The following is a 17,979-nucleotide window of genomic DNA, read 5'->3' as shown; positions in this document are numbered from 1 at the left end:
TTATTTAGAAAACTAATTATAGTTTACCTTGGTATTTAGAACCAATGTGTCTAATTTCAGTTCTTCTGTTTTGTGCTTTACCTGCAGCAGTTTTGTTACTTGCAACTGGTTTAGAAGATCCAAATCCTTTAGCTTCTAAGTTGTCAGGACTAACTCCTCTTTCGATTAACGCGTTCATTACAGCGTTTGCTCTGTCTTGAGAAAGTTTATCGTTGATTTTAGCAGAACCTGTACTATCTGTGTGTCCTTCGATAGAGAATTTCGCGTTTGGATAGTTTTTAAGGATTTCTTTAATAGCATCTAATCTAGCTGGAGTTTCTTTGTCACCAGTTTTGAAAGTAGCTTTACCAGAGTTGAAGTATACCGCTCTAGCTTGAACTTTAAGATCTTCTAATGCCTCAGAAGTTACTTCTGGACATCCTCTGTTACTAGCAGGACCTGCAACTGTAGGACAGTCGTCATCTTTATCAGCAACACCATCTTTATCAGCATCTAAGAATGGGCAACCACCATTTTCTTTAGGACCAGCAACTGTAGGACATTTATCGTCTTTATCAGCGATTCCGTCACCGTCAGTATCAGGACAACCTTTTAAAGCAGCTAAACCAGCAACATCTGGACAAGCGTCATCTTTATCAGCAATTCCGTCTCCGTCTGTGTCAGGACATCCGTTTAATGCAGCTAAACCAAATACATCTGGACAAGCGTCAGAAGCATCAACGATTCCGTCACCGTCAGTATCAGGACATCCGTTGAATTGTTTTAAACCAGCAACATCTGGACAAGCATCATCTTTGTCATAGATTCCGTCTCCGTCAGTATCTTTACCTCCGAATTTGAAAACTAAACCTGCAGTGTGTTGGAAATGAGATGGAGCGTCTGGAGTTCCATTTACATCTTCTCTATTTCCACTAACTGACCATTTGTATCTTGTAGCAAGCTCAAGACCAATAGCATCTGTAAACCAGAAAGTAACACCAGCACCTGGATTAACAGTTCCATAGCTACTATCTCCAAAGAAAGTATAACCTCCACCAACTGATAACGAAGGATCAACTACTTTAGATTTAATCAACTCTTGGAAGCTATATTTGATACTAGCATCGATTCCGTAGTACATTAAGTCACCAGGATTAGTTACAACATTACCTCTACTATCATGCCCTGGAGCAGTTGGATTGAAGGTAACATATTTATCAATTTTGTTTACAGATCCTTGTAAACCAACTGAGAAACCATGCCCTACATATCTATTTACTCCAATGTAAGATAGAGATGGAAGAATATTCCAGTTGTCTTTTACAGCGAATGGCTGAGAGAAGTGCTGATCGAAAAATCCACTACCAGCACCTGAACTTGTTCTTGTATCCACAGCATTAACCCCGAAAGAGATCGCCCATGGATTGTTACTGTCTTGCGCGTGAGAACTTAAACCCATCGCCATCAATACAGCAACTAAAAGTTTGTTAAGATGTTTCATACTTAATTTTTTTAATTACAATTTAGTTAATTACAAGCAAAAGTAACACCAAATTTTTTAAATACAAAATGAAATGTTAAAAAAAACCTACAAAAATTTAACCAAAGTGGTAATTATATAACTTTTAACATTTTACCGACAACTGTAAAGGCATTTATAGCTTTATCTAAGTGCTCTTTTTCGTGCGCCGCAGATAGTTGTACGCGTATTCTAGCTTTATCTTTTGGAACAACTGGGAAGAAAAATCCAATAACATAGATTCCTTGCTTCAAAAGCTCGTTTGCCATTGTCTGAGATAGTTTTGCATCATACAACATAACTGGAACAATTGCAGAATCTCCATCAATAATGTCAAAACCTGCTTTTTTCATTCCTTCTTTAAAATAATTAGTATTCCATTCTAATTTATCACGAAGCGTTGTATCTTTTTCCAATAACTCAAACACTTTAATAGAAGCCCCAACAATTGCTGGTGCCAATGAATTTGAAAACAAATAAGGTCTTGATCTTTGGCGCAACAATTCGATTATTTCTTTTTTCGCAGTAGTATATCCACCCATAGCCCCGCCTAAAGCTTTTCCCAAGGTTCCTGTAATGATATCCACTCTTCCCATTACCCCTTTTGCTTCAAGAGTTCCTTTTCCTGTAGCTCCTATAAAACCAGCCGCATGACATTCGTCTACCATCACCATAGCGTCATATTTATCGGCTAAGTCACAAATCTTGTCTAAAGGCGCTACCAAACCATCCATAGAAAAAACTCCATCGGTTACAATCAATTTAAAGCGAGCCCCAGCTTCATTGGCTTTAATTAATTGTTGTTCCAGGTCTTCCATATTATTATTTTCATAACGATAGCGAGCCGCCTTACACAAACGAACTCCGTCAATAATAGAAGCATGATTTAAACTGTCTGAAATAATTGCATCGTTTTCTCCTAGTAAAGGTTCAAACACACCTCCGTTAGCATCAAAAGCAGCTGCGTATAAAATAGTGTCTTCCGTGCCATAAAAATCAGCAATCTTTTTTTCCAATGTTTTATGAATATCCTGCGTTCCACAAATGAAACGTACAGATGACATTCCGAAACCATGAGTATCCATTGCGTCTTTGGCTGCCTGCACTACTTCTGGATGTGAAGAAAGACCTAAATAATTATTTGCACAAAAGTTCAAAACTGTTTCTCCAGTCGAAATTGTGATTTCAGCACCTTGTGGAGAAGTAATAATTCTCTCCTTTTTGAAAATTCCATTTTCTTCAATCGTCTGCAATTCTTTTTGCAGATGTTCTTTTATTTTACCGTACATTTTTTATTTATTTAAAACGTTAAAAATTAACAACTTAACCCAAATTAAGCTTCGTTTTTTCTTTAACATCTGATTAATTTTTTCACAAATTTACTACTTCAATTTCCTCTCCTATATATACAAGAGCTTTTTTTAATACTGAATAACCCAAATCCTCAATGGCGTCTTGATACTCTTTAATTTGCTGCTGGTATTTAACATTGGAAGCTCCAGTCTTATAATCCAGCAAATAAGCCTCTTTATTCTCTAAAAACACAACCCTATCTGGTTTTAAAATTCTTCCCTCTTTTTGAACGATCGTCTGTTCATTGAGAACAGTATGATTTCCATCAAAACACATATTAAGTTCTGGATGATTTACAATCTCTTTCAAAGTCTGCAGCACTTGATCTACCTGATCATAGGTTATCAGACCATTCTCAATTGATTTAGTTACTGCCAAATCAACATCTGATTTATCTTTAACGAAAGCCAAAATTTCATGAATAATATTTCCATACGAAATCGCTTCCTGTTGGTGCGTTCCCCACATTAAGGCTTCGCGTTGGGCAATTTTGATGTTTTTCGGATTTAAAACTTCTCTCACAATCGGAATGGATTTAACCATATCTATAGTTTTAGAAGATTTTGACAATCTGGTCTTACTTCCGAATTCGTAATTCAATTTTTCTTCATCATAAACTCCTTCATGAATCAAAAATTTAATAAAAAAAGAAGCCATATTATTTGGATATTCACCATCATTTTTAGCTTTTAGCGATTGAGAAATCACATATAATTGCTCTTCGGCGCGAGTTAGAGCAACATACAGCACATTGATATTATCTAAAAGCTCTTCTTGCTTTTTTAAATTGAAAACTGCCGATGCACTTTCTCCAAAACTTTCAACCGCACTACTATTATCAACCAATGCTTTTGGAACTCCTAAATCTATTTCTTCTGTGTCCAGCCACAATTTGTCTTTTGGTTTTCGATTATAATCTTCATCTGCAAAAGGCATAATCACGACTGGAAATTCCAGACCTTTAGACTTATGAATAGTCATTATTCGAACAGCGTTATTTCCTTCAGGAGACGGAATGCTAAATTTCTCCGCATTCTTATCCCAGAAAATTAAAAAATCAGCAACTCCGGCTTGGTTTCTAATATCTCTTTCCAAAACAATATCAAGAAAAAATTGCACATAAGCATTTCCTTCTGACGGAAGAATGAATTTAGAAATGATAATTTCAACTGCTTCATACAAAGATTTTTTTCTAACATCTTCAAAAGAAAAAGCAACATCAAACGTTAAAAGCCATTCTTCAAAATCTTTTTCAAATCTATGATTCATTCCCATTGCAATAAAATCATGGATAGGCATAGACAAATCCTTAGTGGAAGCTAAAAAATGTAAAAAGTTAGCTTTTGATTCTAGATCCGAGCTATTATTTAAATATCTAAGAAGATGAATTATCAAACGAACTTCTGAGGCATTTTGAATCATCAAAGTTTCCGAAGACAACAGAGGAACACCCTGCTCGGTCAAATAGTTTGCAATTGCAATTCCCTGATCTCTTTTTCTGGTCAGAATAACAATATCTTTATATTCAAAGCCTTGTTTGACTACTTCTCGAATTGTATTTAAAGCTGCCAAAACATACAAATCAGATTTCTCTATAACTTCTTCGTCATCTACAGATTCATTTTTCTCGGCAATTGGAAGAAAAGAAATATTTACATATCCTCCTTTTTTCGAATTGGTATTTTGAAAACTATGATTTTCGTATAAATCTTTATAATCCTCATTTGTAAATTCAGCCGAAATCAATTTAAAAAAAGCATTATTGAATTCAATAACCTCACTATAGCTTCTATAATTTGTATCTAAGTGTTCGACTTTCTTTTCATGATGAAAAAAAGCGACTTCTTCTTTACTTAATTCAATAAATTGTTCTGCTTTTCCTCCGCGCCAGCGATAAATAGATTGTTTCGGATCTCCAACGATCATCAAAGTTCCTTTATTTCCATAATCATCCAAACCAGAAAGCGAATTATCAATAAGCGGAATCAAGTTCTGCCATTGCATTTCTGATGTATCTTGAAATTCATCAATAAAGAAATTACGATAACGCTCTCCCAAACGTTCGTAAATAAAAGGCGCTGGCTGATTCTGAATTTCGCGATGGATAATCGCATTGAATTCTGAAATGGATAAAACATTCTGTTCAGACTGAATTTTTGCAAGCTCATTGCTTACCGTATTCAATAAAGAAAGTGGTGTTATATTTTTTAAAAAAGCTTTATAAAAATCTCTTTTTTCAAAGTTTTGATAAACCTCTTTTAATATCTGAAGTAATTCTGGAATAATATTTTCAATTAACGCTCGGTCTTTTGCCGTTTTGTTAATCACAATATCATCAAACTCATGAAAGGTTTTATTTTTCGGATTGAATTTTCCGTCTCGAATACTTTGCAAATGATTCGGAAAAGTTCCTCTTGAAAATGATTTTGGGTCAATTCCGTTTTTATCAATCAACTCAATTGCTTTTGTTGCAAGACCCTCATTTATATCTTCTAATTCTTTGCAAAGCGCTTGCATTTTCTTTTTAATCTCAACAAACTCTCCAATTGTTTTATCTTGAAAATGAAGGATTTCATTTCGATTGTTTTCATTCAAAACCAATCTTCCTGTATCGAGAATTTCGCGAGAAACATCCCAACTTTTGTCGTCATCGGTTTTTTCCATTGTAAAATCGATGAGCAGTTTGGTCAATGTTTCGTCTTCTCCAGCTTGAGCAATAATAGCATCAACAGCTTCTACCAATAAATTTTCAGTATCCAACGTAACCTCAAAAGTCATCGGAAGATTTAAATCATGTGCAAAAGCACGAATAACTTTATGAGTAAATTTATCGATTGTAGAAATATCAAAAGCAGCATAATTATGAATTAAATGCTTAATGATTTGCTGCGATTTGGTTTTAATTTTAATGATTGAAAGCCCTGTATCACGCGACAAATCTTCCATCAAATCGGCCGCCTTTGAAGATGGATCGTCTTTCGCGAATTCAGATAGACTCCCAACAATACGGCTTTTCATTTCATGAACCGCTTTGTTGGTAAAAGTAATTGCTAAAATATTTCTATATGCATCGTTTTTTGGCGAAGAAAGAATAATTTTCAAATATTCTTTGACCAAAGTATACGTCTTTCCTGATCCCGCAGAAGCATCATAAATGGAAAAAGACGGACTTTGCATAGTTTTGATTTTTTATATCGTAAAAATAGCACTTCTAACGCACTATTAATTAAAAAATCAGATAAAATTGAGGAATCAATAAAAATTAGTGCTTTGGAAAAGCTCTTTTATTGAAAACCAAAAGTATTCCTACACCTGTAGAAATAGCTACATCGGCAACATTAAAAATAGCATTGAAGAATGCAAAATGTTTTCCACCAAATATTGGAAGCCAAGTTGGAAGATTCCCTTCCCAAATAGGAAAATAAAACATATCTACAACCAAACCATGAAACCAAGTTCCGTATGGAACTGGAGAAAAAATTGTTGCAAGATTATGAGTACTGTCATCAAAAATAACTCCATAAAAAACAGAATCTATAATATTCCCAGCTGCTCCTGCAAAAATCAATGCAATAGCAACTACTAAATAAGTAGAATGACGTTTTTTTATCGAATCAGAAAGCCACCATCCGATTCCAAATACGGCAAAGATTCTGAATACTGTTAAAATTAATTTTCCGTATTCTCCTGGTATTTTTGTTCCCCAAGCCATCCCTTCATTTTCAATAAAATGGATTCTAAACCAGTCAGCAATTACAACTTCCTCGCCAAGGACGAAATTTGTTTTGACATAAATTTTAGAAAGCTGATCAACAATTAAAACTAAGAATATAAGGAAATACGCTTTTCGTAATGACATTTTATAATTTTTTGATGGCAAAAATAACAATTAAATCAAAAAAAACGCTCCTAAAGGAGCGTTAATTGTTTTCTAATAAACTAAACGAGTTTATTTGCTAATCTAAGTCTAGTAGGGTTTACTTTTTTACAACAGCTTTTACTGGTGTCTTTGGACTGTCGGAAAAAAAATCTGAAATGGATTTGAATATTCCTTTGCTTTCTTTTCCGGCCGCCAACTTCTTAGCTTCTCCCTTTTTTACATCAGCTTTAAACTTAACGCGCAGTTTTTCAAATTCTTTCATTCTACGCTCTACATCAGAGTTTACCTCTTTGAATTTCAATACTTTAGTCATAATGTAAGTTTTTCGTAGTAAATAATTAAAATTATTACTGATTTGGTACTACAATGATACATAATTTAATTTATATTTGTTAATAAAAATTAACACTTGTTTAGGAAAAAACAATTTAATTTTAGAATCCAAATACCAACACAAACTGAATTTAACATTCTTCCCAAAATCCTACAAATTATGAATGAAATCACTACTACTTTAAATGACTTTCTTGTCAGCACCAAATCTACTGCTGCATTAATTTTGAACGGAAAAGGAAAACTCATTACTTCCTTAAATCTTGACTATGGCGATAGCATTGCCGCAATGAGTGCCGCAATTTTATCTATGAGCGAAAAATTTTTAATTGATTTAGAAAAAGGCTCTTTAAAACAATTATATCTAAAAAGTGCAGAAGGCGTTATTGTTGGAAACAAAATAAGCGGCTCCAACTTTATTGTTGCTTTTTCTAAAGAAGGAAGCAATCTAGCATTATTAATGCGCTCTACAGAAGAAGTTTCCGTTGAATTAAGCAAAAATTCTCTATTAAAATAACATAAAATTCTATTAACAAATAACCCAAATGAACTATGAGCAATGATTTTTTAAACGTGTTTTTAAATGAAATGAAAAGCAACGTAAACGGCTTTATCGCTGTCGCAGTAACAGAAATTGAATCTGGATTAAGCTTTGGAAATTTAACTATCGATCCAAGTTTTGATCCTGAATTAGCCGCAGCGTACAACTTAGAAGTTGTAAAAGCTAAATTGAACGCTGTAAAAGCACTTAACTTAAACCAGGACATCGAAGATATTTTGATTACACTATCTAATCAAATTCATATTATCGATATTTCTCCGAACAAAAAATTCATGATCTATCTTGCTGCTGATGCTTCAAAAGCAAATTTAGGTATGACAAGAGCTATTTTAAGAAAACACAAAGCAGACGTTGAAAAAAACCTAGCATAACAATGCAACAATTTTACTTTTAAAAACCGCCAATATCACGGCGGTTTTTTTGAGCTTATTCTAAAAATTTCTTAGGTAATTCCACCTGTTTTATTCTTACAAAATAAATCATTGTAAAAATTACTTTATTTTGATTAATTATAAATAATTTCCTTCAATAAAGAGTTGTACCAGTAGAATATAAGCTTGACAAACATTAAACAAAAAAAACGCCCCTAAAAAAGGAGCGTTTTTTTTATTTAGAAAAAATTCTAAAAATTATCTCTGCAAGTTTTTAGCTTCAATACTCATTGTTGCATGAGGAACGATTTTAAGCCTTTCTTTGCTAATTAATTTACCTGTTACTTTACAAATACCGTATGTTTTGTTTTCTACACGGAATAAAGCATTTTTTAAATCGCGAATGAATTTCTCTTGTCTGATAGCCAACTGAGAGTTTGCTTCTTTTGACATGGTCTCACTTCCTTCTTCAAAAGCTTTAAAAGTTGGAGAAGTATCGTCAGTTCCGTTATTCAAATCGTTCATATAGGCACTTTTGATCAAATCAAGATCTTCTTGCGCTTTTTTAATTTTTGCTTGGATTATTTCTTTGAACTCTGCTAAATCTGCGTCTGAGTATCTAATAATTTCATCTATCATTTTCTACTATTTTGAAATTAATATAATGGTTCTAATGTCATCAAACTCAATTTCTGTGCCGTTTTCTAACGTGTCAGCAAAAACAAGTTCGTCTGTTAATGTTTCAGACTTAATATAGTCTTCATTTTTTGAAACCGCATTTTCTAAAATGCCGTCTCGTTTTATTTGAACTTTAATCTTATCCGTAACCTCAAATCCTGAATCTTTACGAATGTTTTGTATTCTATTTACTAATTCTCTAGCGATACCTTCATTTTTTAATTCTTCGGTAAGAGTAATATCAAGCGCAACTGTTATTCCGTTTGAATTAGCAACCAACCATCCTTCGATATCTTGCGATGTTATTTCCACATCTTCTAGTGATAAAGTTACACTATTTCCTGCAATAACAATATCTAGCGTTCCTTGCTTGTCCAGCTGATTGATCTGCTCTGCAGAAAAACCTTGTATCTCCTTAGAAATCAAGCCCATATCCTTACCAAAACGTGGTCCAAGAGCTTTAAAATTAGGCTTAATCTGTTTCACTAAAATACCTGAAGCATCGTCTAAAAGCTCGATTTCTTTCACATTTACTTCAGCTTTTACAAGGTCAGAAATCGCCTCGATTTCAGCACGCTGATTCTCGTCAAGTACTGGAATCATTACCTTTTGCAGAGGTTGACGAACTTTGATCATCTCTTTTTTACGCAATGATAAAACCAAAGATGAGATCGTTTGAGCCTTTTGCATTTTGCTCTCTAACGTTTTATTAACAAAGTTTTCGACAAATTTTGGGAATTCAGCCAAGTGAACACTAGCAAAATCCTCGGTTCCCGTAGATGATGTCAAATCTCTGTATAATTTATCCATAAAAAATGGAGCTACCGGAGCGCTTAATTTACTGATTGTAAGCAAACAAGTATAAAGCGTTTGGTAAGCTGCAATTTTATCTTTTGCGTATTCCCCTTTCCAGAAACGACGACGGCATAAACGAACGTACCAGTTACTTAAGTTTTCCTGAACGAAGTCAGAAATTGCTCTTGTCGCTTTTGTTGGCTCGTAATCTTCGTAGCATTCATCAACAAATTTGATTAACGAATGTAATTCAGAAATAATCCATTGATCGATTTCAGGTCTTTCGTTTAACGGGATTTCAGCTTCAGCATATTTAAATCCGTCGATGTTAGCATATAACGAGAAGAATGAATAAGTGTTGTATAAAGTTCCGAAGAATTTACGTTTCACCTCAGCAATTCCTTCAAGGTCAAACTTCAAGTTATCCCACGGATTTGCATTCATAATCATATACCAGCGCGTAGCATCTGGACCGTTTTCTGCAATAGTTTTAAATGGATCTATAGTATTTCCTTTACTCTTAGACATTTTAATTCCATTTTTATCCAAAACAAGACCGTTTGAAACTACATTTTTGTATGCAATTTTATCAAAAACTAAAGTTCCGATAGCGTGTAAGGTATAAAACCATCCACGAGTCTGGTCTACTCCTTCAGCAATGAAATTCGCTGGAAAATCTTTGTTTCCATCAATTTTATCTTTGTTCTCAAAAGGATAATGCCATTGTGCATAAGGCATTGCTCCAGAGTCGAACCAAACGTCAATTAGATCACTTTCGCGCTTCATTGGTTTTCCAGAAGCTGAAACTAAAGTAATGGCATCAACAACATTTTTGTGCAAATCGATTAAATCATAATTTGACTCAGACATATTTCCGATTTCAAATCCTTTAAATGGATTTTCTTTTTGGAAACCCGCTTCGATCGATTTTTCGATTGCATTGTACAATTCTTCAACAGAACCGATAATAACTTCTTCTGTTTTATCTTCTGTTCTCCAAATTGGCAACGGAATACCCCAATATCTAGAACGAGATAAGTTCCAATCATTAGCATTTTTAAGCCAATTTCCAAAACGTCCTTCACCAGTAGATTTAGGTTTCCAATTGATAGTTTCGTTCAGGTCGAACATTCTATCTTTTACATCGGTTACTTTGATGAACCATGAATCTAGAGGATAGTATAATAACGGCTCATCTGTTCTCCAGCTGTGTGGATAACTGTGCACGTATTTTTCAACTTTAAAAGCTTTGTTTTCTTCTTTAAGACGAATAGCGATTTCAACATCTACAGATTTCTCTGGAGCTTGTCCTGCATCATAATATTCGTTTTTAACATATTTACCAGCTAAATCACCAACATGAGAAGTGAATTTTCCTTGCAAATCAACTAAAGGCACTGCAGTTCCGTTTTCGTCTAAAACTAACATTGGCGGAACTTCTGGCTTAGCTTCTTTTGCTACTTTAGCATCATCTGCACCAAAAGTTGGAGCCGTATGCACGATTCCTGTTCCGTCTTCTGTAGTAACGAAGTCTCCAGAAATTACTCTAAATGCATTTTCAGCATTTTGGTATGGCAATACGTAAGGCAATAATTGCTCGTAGCGGATTTCTACTAAATCTGCTCCTTTTGCTTCAGTTAAGATTTTGTATGGAAGTTTTTTGTCGCCGTTTTTAACGTTATCAAAATCAGCATCATCTTCACTTAAGAAATACCCTTTTCCGAATTGTTTTCCAACTAAGTTTTTAGCCAAAATCACATTAATTGGCTCAAAAGTATATTGATTAAAAGTTTTAATTAAAACATAATCGATTTTTGGACCAACTGTCAAAGCGGTATTTGATGGAAGTGTCCAAGGCGTTGTCGTCCAAGCTAAAATGTGAATATCTCCAAAACCTTGTAAAAAGCTCGGAAGCGTTTCTTTCAAAGTTTTGAATTGCGCTACGATTGTAGTATCCGTAACATCACGGTAAGCTCCAGGCTGGTTTACTTCGTGAGAAGAAAGTCCTGTTCCTGCTTTTGGAGAGTATGGCTGAATTGTATAACCTTTGTACAACAAACCTTTATCGTAGATTTGTTTCAAAAGCCACCAAACCGATTCCATATATTTTGGCTTATAGGTCACATACGGATCTTCCATATCAACCCAATAACCCATTTTTTCGGTCAAGTCATTCCATACGTCAGTATAACGCATAACGGTTTTTTTACACGCTTCGTTATATTCTTCGATTGAAATTGTTTTACCAATATCTTCTTTTGTAATTCCTAATTCTTTTTCGGTACCTAATTCTACAGGCAAACCGTGAGTATCCCATCCAGCTTTTCTTTTTACCTGAAAACCTTTTTGAGTTTTATATCTGCAAAAAATATCTTTAATCGCACGTGCCATTACGTGGTGAATTCCAGGTAATCCGTTTGCTGAAGGCGGACCTTCAAAAAATACGAAAGGCTCAGCACCTTCGCGAGTTGTTACACTCTTTTCAAATATATTTTCTTTCTTCCAAAAATCAAGAACTTCAGACGCTACAGTTGGTAAGTCAAGTCCTTTGTATTCAGTAAATTTTGTACTCATTTTATCCTTTTCTTAAACGAGGTGCGAAAGTAAGGAATTTTGAGGGAAATAGATAAAAGATAACGGAAAAAAGACCGATTACAGCAAATTTTGAGTAGATTCCGCAATAAATAATATCCTTTTTATTGATTTAAGAGAAAACTTCCTTTAAAACCTCTAAAGATTTAGGTTTCTTGAATCCTTCTAAATGCAGACTATAATAGTCAATTAGAATTTTCAGAAGAATTTGTCTTTCCACGACATGAAAAATTTTTTGACCATTATCAAATTTTAAATCAAGCAGTTTTTTAAACAAATTGGTTTCATGTTCTGAAAGCACATTTGCTTTTTGAAAAAGGGTAAAAACGCCTTCATTCATTTCAAAAAAAGGTAAATCGATCTCAGAAATATCGGGATAAAAACCAAGATATTTTGTAATTTCTAAAAGTAGAATTAAATGAAAATTAGAAATTTCATCATGATGATCCAGCCAAGTTAGCGCAGTTTCTAAAAAAAGAAATAACTGTTCGTTTTTTTCTTCCTCTTGAATAGAATAATGTAGCATTTCTGAAAGAAACATAACCATTGTACTTTTCACAATATCAGTATGGATAGTCTGAAACGGAACGGCACTTTTTATTTCCTTAAAATTTTCAAGTGTTCCTTTATTTTTATGAACTGCTTCAATTTCTAAAATCGAAAAAGGCTGAAAATAAGCAATCTTCTGACTTGCCTTTCTGCTCGAAAAAGCGTCACGCACAAAATAAGATTTCAGTCCGCTAGAAAGTGTAAAGCATTTTACAATCAAGCTTTTTTCCTGAAATTTTAGAGAAGAGATTACTATGGCTTTAGTTTTTACGAGCACAAAATAATTTTAGATTTTAGATTGAAGATTCTAGATCGTTTGGACTTTCAACTTTTGACTTTCAACTTTCAGACTAACGTATAATCATAACTTTCTTAACTTTAGTTTCCCCTCCATCTTCTGCTGAGATAAAAACCATATAAACGCCAGATGCTACTTTATATCTACCAAAAGCAGTTGTGTCCCATTCGATTGTTCCGCCTTCAGAAGTTGTTTCGTAAACTAAATTACCTTCAATATCCGTAATTTTAATATTCGCTTTATCAATTAGTCCAGCAACTTTTACTGTTCCGTTATAATTTGGACGAACTGGATTTGGATAAACATATACATTACTCAAATCATCGTTTGCCTCTGTTGCAATTCCGTTAAACGAAACTAATCCTTTATTGGTTGCAATGAAGACTTCTCCCGTTTTAGCATTTATCTTAATATCATTTACATAATTACTTGGTAATGGAGAATTATTTATAGTAAAGTGATATTTCGTTTCTTGACCATTTGGAGAGACCATAAATACTCCAGAATCGGCAGTTCCGATCCATTTATTATTCGCACCATCAACTGCAATAGAAGTAACAAATTGCTCGTATAATAATTCTTGAGCTAAATTATCTTCTGTAATAATAATTGGATTAGCTTTCAGTTGACTTTCTGACTGAAAACTCGAGACGTTAGACAAAACTCGCAAACCTTTTGTTGTTCCGATCCAAAGCTGATTTTTTGTATCTAAAGCTATTGCTCTAACATCTGCAATAGGCAAATTACCAGCATCAGTACCAAAAGTCATTTTTTTAAAGGTATTAGTACTTTCATTAAATCCAATAACTCCAGTTTTATAAGTCCCAATCCACTTTACATTATTGCGATCTATGGTTATACTTGAATAATTCTCTTCTTCTACATCTTCTGATATAGAAGCCATCGAATAGCTACTCCATTGCTCATTTGTTTTTAAAACTTTCAGTCCATTTTTAATTCGGCTGTTTGTCACCCAAAGATTTCCAGATTTATCAAATGCCGTTGCATTAATACGAACATCGATATAATCTGGCCCAGCTGTTGTTATAGATTCTAAACCGCTATTTTTTTCGTTGTATAAAAAATTCGGCACATCATTTTCAATTTTTACCAAACCAGAAAAGAATGAACTCGCATAAACTTGTTTTTCATTGTTTGGATTAACAAGAACTCTTGTAATAGATTTTGCGTCATACACCTCAGAATATGGAATATTGAGCCAGCCTGAGGTATTATATCTGCTGATTCCATAGCTGTCTAAAGGATAAGGGTTATACGAAGCGTCGTAATCACCATAAACTGTCCACAAAACGCTTGAACCCGCATCTATAGCAAAAATATTATTCCGGATTGGTCCCGAAGGAGTAATATTCTCAAAACCTGCAATATTATTAAGCGAAGATGCGAATAAACCTTTTTCTTTTGTTCCAATAAAAACCTGATTTCCAACCGCCGTTGCACAACTAAAATTCAAAGTATTATCTAAAACCTCAGAATTTGTAATTTGTCGATTCAGCACCATCTGATTATTATATACATAAACAGTATTAGCAGTTGTAACAAATAAATTATGATTTTTTGATCTTGTGTCAACTGCTGCTTGAGGCAGTTGCAAAAAGCCTACAAATGTGTTTGAATTTAATCTATGAATATATCCAGAATCATTTATCGCTATAAGCTGACTATCTAAAGTTTCTACGCTAGACCAGTTTCCTCCGTTTACAATCGACCATTGATTGTAATCGACAAGGTTAAGATTTGTCTTATCCGCTTTTCTAATCCCGCTCGATGTTGCTGCAAAAATAAATCCGTTAAATACGGTGGTTTGCTTAACACTTATTTCAGCTCCGTTATCACCAATAAAATATGTATCGCCAAATTGTGAAGTTTTCAGATTGAATTGCACAATTCCAAAATCACAAGAAACATAAACCAATCCATTGTCTTCCATAAAATGATTGATCTTTTTTGTGTTAGCTGGCAGTTGTTTATTAATTATATCAACTACTTTTAGAATACTTCCGTCACTGTCACTAACTAAAATCATTAAACCATTTTCGTAGCCGATTATTGTTTTTTTGAATGCTTCACTATAATAAACCGCAGAAATAGTCTGACCTGATAGCCCATCAACGGTGGTGGTGGTTTTAAGAATATTTATTGCTGTATTTTTTGAAAACAATGCATTTTCTGAAGCCGCAAATACACTCGTTGCAGACTCCGAAATATCTTTTATTTCATTAAATGAGAAATATCCCTGCCAAGACAATTTGCTCTGCGCCCCGCAAAACTGTATGAGAAGTAAAAACAAACCGCAGAAAAATACTCTTTTCATCATTTAATGTATTCGATTAAGGCAAATATACTACAAACCAGATTCTATTTAATTTTTAGCACAAATAAAATACCCTCGATATCTTATCCAGACAATCGAGGGTATTTCTATAGTAGTAAGTAAATTTTAAACGACACCTTGTGCAAGCATCGCATCGGCAACTTTTACAAATCCGGCAATGTTTGCTCCTTTTACGTAGTTCACATATCCGTCTTCTTCAGCACCGTATTTTTTACATTGGTTATGAATTCCGATCATGATTTCTTTCAATCTCAAATCTACTTCTTCACTAGTCCAGTTCAAACGTATTGAATTTTGAGTCATTTCTAATCCAGAAGCAGCGACACCACCAGCATTTGCAGCTTTTCCTGGCGCAAATAATACTTTGTTATCTAAGAAAAGTTTAATAGCGTCTAATGTAGAAGGCATATTTGCAGCTTCAGTCACACATAAAACGCCATTATCGATTAATTTCTTAGCATCATCACCGTTTAATTCGTTTTGAGTAGCACATGGAATTGCGATATCTACTTTTACTTCCCAAGGACTTTTCCCTTTATGGAATATTGCATTTGGATATTTCTCTAAATACCTTTCTGCTCTGTTATCTCCAGTAGCTCTCATTTCAACCATATGGTCAATTTTTTCTCCAGAGATTCCTTCTTCATCATAAATGTATCCGTCAGGTCCAGAAATCGTAACTACTTTTCCTCCTAATTCATTTACTTTTAAGGCTACTCCCCAAGCTACGTTTCCGAAACCAGAAATAGCTACTCTTTTACCCTTAATCTCATGTCCGATAGTACGAAGCATTTGATCTGTAAAATAAACTACACCATATCCTGTTGCTTCAGGTCTGATTAATGAACCTCCGTAAGCCAAACCTTTTCCAGTTAAAACTCCAGTAAATTCATTTCTGATTCTTTTGTATTGTCCGAACAAATAACCAATTTCTCTTGCTCCAACACCAATATCTCCAGCTGGCACGTCAAGATCTGGCCCAATATGACGGCATAATTCTGTCATAAATGATTGGCAGAAACGCATAATTTCTCCATCAGATTTTCCTTCCGGATCAAAATCAGATCCTCCTTTACCTCCGCCCATCGGAAGAGTTGTTAAACTATTTTTGAAAACTTGTTCGAAAGCAAGGAATTTTAAAACTGATAAATTTACTGTATGGTGAAATCTAATCCCTCCTTTATAAGGTCCAATTGCAGAGTTCATTTGAATTCTGAAACCTCTATTTACAATGATTTCTCCTTTATCGTCTACCCACGGAACTCTGAATATTATTGATCTTTCCGGTTCGGCAATTCTTAGAAGAATATTCTTTCCATCATATTTTTTACGCTCAGATATAAAAGGAATTACTGTTTCAGCAAATTCTCTAACAGCTTGAAGAAATTCTGGCTCGTTTGGATTTTTTGACTCAACAAGAGCCATAAATTCATTTATTTTTTGTTCCATCTTTGAAATAAATTTTTCAGATAATTTAGATTTAATTTTTACTCTTATAAAAATAAGAAATTACGTTTAAGAAAACGTTTTCGTTTTAACTGACAAAGATATAGCAAATAATGATTCAATGTTACATTTTTCACTTTTTTGAATCGATTTGTGGTTTTTTCAAACATTCCAAAAAAAACACATTTTTCATGTAGGTGTTTACATGCAAATCACCTTTTAAAAGTTAGTAAATTAAGTATTTTGTTAGTTATTTTTCAATACAGCGATTTAATATTTTGAATCGATTAGGTTTTTTATATATTTGCCTCGATTTGTAAGCCCCTAAAAAATGCCTAAGCACCTATTTATCACATTATTTGCCTTATTGGGCATCTCAACTGCTGTATCAGCACAAGGATTAGCCCAAGAGATTGGAATCTATGCAGGACCAGTTACTTTACAGTCCGATTTTGGTGAAAGAAACAACTTCGATACCAATGTGGGAAACACTGGTTTTGGTGTTGGAATTATGCACTTCATTAATTTTTCAACTTATAGTAATAGAGAAAGCTTTTTCACCGAACATTTTAAGGTAAGAACTGATCTATCATACAGTAAGACTACATTAAAACATTCTGGACAATGGGTTGAATACAAACCAAACGGATTGTTTGCTACACAATTAAAAAATATGCATGCTAGCTCAAGCATAGTAAGTTTGGGAGCCCAAGTTGAATTTTCCCCTTTTATGAAAATCCACGATTATGAAAACATAGTTGGTAGTTTCAGTCCGTACGGAGCTCTAGGGTTTCAGGTCAGCTATTATTCAGCAAAAGTTGGCTCTCATTTAGGAGACATTTCACTTCCTGCTAACACTCCAGGAAAATATTTAACTCCATCTGACGGACGTGCACATGGATTTTCTACCGAAACAGGTGTAGCTTTATCTGCAACCGCAGCAATCGGAGTTCATTACAAACTAACAGAAATGAGCGATTTAATGTTCGAAACTCGTTTCCAAACGTATAACTCAGATTGGATCGATGGATTAAACCCAAATAAAGATATCTACAAAGAAAACAAATCTAACGACTGGCAGGTTTGGTTTAACTTCGGATATATTTACTACTTAGAATTCTAAAAAAACAAAATCCCAAAATATAAAAATCCCAAATTCCAAAACTATTAAAGTGGAATTTGGGATTTTTCATTTAGACATTTAAATATCTAAGTATTAAAAAAGAAATCCCAAACTCCTAAAAGAAAAATTGGAATTTGGGATTTTC

13 protein-coding genes are annotated in these 17,979 nt (G+C 33.9%); 3 read left to right on the top strand and 10 right to left on the bottom strand.

Annotated elements, in window-relative coordinates; genetic code table 11:
* Window positions 1-16 precede the first annotated feature (16 nt).
* From ABXT06_RS11625 to ABXT06_RS11605, 5 genes are all read right to left on the bottom strand, one after another.
* Window positions 17-1,480, bottom strand: a complete 1,464-nt coding sequence (locus ABXT06_RS11625) for an OmpA family protein (protein WP_354590915.1) — start codon at window positions 1,478-1,480, stop codon at window positions 17-19.
* Between the two features lie 113 nt (window positions 1,481-1,593).
* Window positions 1,594-2,787, bottom strand: coding sequence for a glycine C-acetyltransferase (gene kbl / locus ABXT06_RS11620; RefSeq protein ID WP_286965179.1), 1,194 nt, complete (start codon window positions 2,785-2,787; stop codon window positions 1,594-1,596).
* Window positions 2,788-2,869: 82 nt separating this feature from the next.
* A complete protein-coding gene (locus ABXT06_RS11615) occupies window positions 2,870-6,028 on the bottom strand; it encodes a UvrD-helicase domain-containing protein (RefSeq protein WP_354590914.1) in 3,159 nt (1,052 codons plus the stop codon).
* An 85-nt stretch (window positions 6,029-6,113) separates the two neighbouring features.
* Complete coding sequence (locus ABXT06_RS11610) at window positions 6,114-6,710, bottom strand: lipoprotein signal peptidase (protein ID WP_354590913.1); 597 nt, start codon at window positions 6,708-6,710, stop codon at window positions 6,114-6,116.
* Between the two features lie 118 nt (window positions 6,711-6,828).
* The gene (locus ABXT06_RS11605) at window positions 6,829-7,044 is read right to left on the bottom strand and encodes a hypothetical protein (protein WP_354590912.1); all 216 of its coding nucleotides are present in this window, start codon (window positions 7,042-7,044) and stop codon (window positions 6,829-6,831) included.
* A 180-nt stretch (window positions 7,045-7,224) separates the two neighbouring features.
* Here ABXT06_RS11605 and ABXT06_RS11600 point away from each other — a divergent pair, with 180 nt between their 5' ends.
* Window positions 7,225-7,581, top strand: a complete 357-nt coding sequence (locus tag ABXT06_RS11600) for a roadblock/LC7 domain-containing protein (protein ID WP_109190909.1) — start codon at window positions 7,225-7,227, stop codon at window positions 7,579-7,581.
* A gap of 35 nt (window positions 7,582-7,616) precedes the next feature.
* Entirely contained in the window at window positions 7,617-7,997 is a 381-nt protein-coding gene (locus tag ABXT06_RS11595; protein WP_354590911.1) for a hypothetical protein, read from the top strand.
* Window positions 7,998-8,255: 258 nt separating this feature from the next.
* Here ABXT06_RS11595 and ABXT06_RS11590 read toward each other — a convergent pair whose 3' ends face one another.
* The 5 genes from ABXT06_RS11590 to gdhA all read right to left on the bottom strand — a co-directional run bounded on the left by ABXT06_RS11590 (window position 8,256) and on the right by gdhA (window position 16,714).
* Entirely contained in the window at window positions 8,256-8,636 is a 381-nt protein-coding gene (locus tag ABXT06_RS11590; RefSeq protein ID WP_008465297.1) for a TraR/DksA family transcriptional regulator, read from the bottom strand.
* A 6-nt stretch (window positions 8,637-8,642) separates the two neighbouring features.
* The gene (gene ileS, locus ABXT06_RS11585; RefSeq protein WP_354590910.1) at window positions 8,643-12,044 is read right to left on the bottom strand and encodes an isoleucine--tRNA ligase; all 3,402 of its coding nucleotides are present in this window, start codon (window positions 12,042-12,044) and stop codon (window positions 8,643-8,645) included.
* A gap of 130 nt (window positions 12,045-12,174) precedes the next feature.
* Window positions 12,175-12,888: a DNA repair protein RecO gene (gene recO / locus ABXT06_RS11580; protein ID WP_354590909.1), complete on the bottom strand. Its 714-nt coding sequence runs from the start codon at window positions 12,886-12,888 to the stop codon at window positions 12,175-12,177.
* A gap of 73 nt (window positions 12,889-12,961) precedes the next feature.
* On the bottom strand, window positions 12,962-15,244 hold the full coding sequence (porZ, locus tag ABXT06_RS11575; RefSeq protein WP_354591057.1) for a type IX secretion system anionic LPS delivery protein PorZ: 2,283 nt from the start codon (window positions 15,242-15,244) through the stop codon (window positions 12,962-12,964).
* 126 nt (window positions 15,245-15,370) lie between these two features.
* Window positions 15,371-16,714 carry an NADP-specific glutamate dehydrogenase gene (gene gdhA, locus ABXT06_RS11570; protein ID WP_177211774.1) on the bottom strand — a complete coding sequence of 448 codons (1,344 nt, stop codon included), beginning with the start codon at window positions 16,712-16,714 and terminating at the stop codon, window positions 15,371-15,373.
* Between the two features lie 328 nt (window positions 16,715-17,042).
* Here gdhA and ABXT06_RS11565 point away from each other — a divergent pair, with 328 nt between their 5' ends.
* Window positions 17,043-17,834 carry a THC0290_0291 family protein gene (locus ABXT06_RS11565; RefSeq protein ID WP_354590908.1) on the top strand — a complete coding sequence of 264 codons (792 nt, stop codon included), beginning with the start codon at window positions 17,043-17,045 and terminating at the stop codon, window positions 17,832-17,834.
* Window positions 17,835-17,979: the final 145 nt, after the last annotated feature.

The sequence above is a fragment of the Flavobacterium sp. UW10123 genome, from assembly GCF_040538975.1.
Classification (GTDB): Bacteria; Bacteroidota; Bacteroidia; order Flavobacteriales; family Flavobacteriaceae; genus Flavobacterium.
This window is presented reverse-complemented; position numbering and strand designations above follow the sequence as displayed.

Coding starts and splice junctions, on each gene's coding strand:
- ABXT06_RS11625 (WP_354590915.1), bottom strand. CDS start 1,480: ATGAAACATCTTAACAAACTTTTAGTTGCTGTATTGATGGCGATGGGT.
- kbl (WP_286965179.1), bottom strand. CDS start 2,787: ATGTACGGTAAAATAAAAGAACATCTGCAAAAAGAATTGCAGACGATT.
- ABXT06_RS11615 (WP_354590914.1), bottom strand. CDS start 6,028: ATGCAAAGTCCGTCTTTTTCCATTTATGATGCTTCTGCGGGATCAGGA.
- ABXT06_RS11610 (WP_354590913.1), bottom strand. CDS start 6,710: ATGTCATTACGAAAAGCGTATTTCCTTATATTCTTAGTTTTAATTGTT.
- ABXT06_RS11605 (WP_354590912.1), bottom strand. CDS start 7,044: ATGACTAAAGTATTGAAATTCAAAGAGGTAAACTCTGATGTAGAGCGT.
- ABXT06_RS11600 (WP_109190909.1), top strand. CDS start 7,225: ATGAATGAAATCACTACTACTTTAAATGACTTTCTTGTCAGCACCAAA.
- ABXT06_RS11595 (WP_354590911.1), top strand. CDS start 7,617: ATGAGCAATGATTTTTTAAACGTGTTTTTAAATGAAATGAAAAGCAAC.
- ABXT06_RS11590 (WP_008465297.1), bottom strand. CDS start 8,636: ATGATAGATGAAATTATTAGATACTCAGACGCAGATTTAGCAGAGTTC.
- ileS (WP_354590910.1), bottom strand. CDS start 12,044: ATGAGTACAAAATTTACTGAATACAAAGGACTTGACTTACCAACTGTA.
- porZ (WP_354591057.1), bottom strand. CDS start 15,244: ATGAAAAGAGTATTTTTCTGCGGTTTGTTTTTACTTCTCATACAGTTT.
- gdhA (WP_177211774.1), bottom strand. CDS start 16,714: ATGGAACAAAAAATAAATGAATTTATGGCTCTTGTTGAGTCAAAAAAT.
- ABXT06_RS11565 (WP_354590908.1), top strand. CDS start 17,043: ATGCCTAAGCACCTATTTATCACATTATTTGCCTTATTGGGCATCTCA.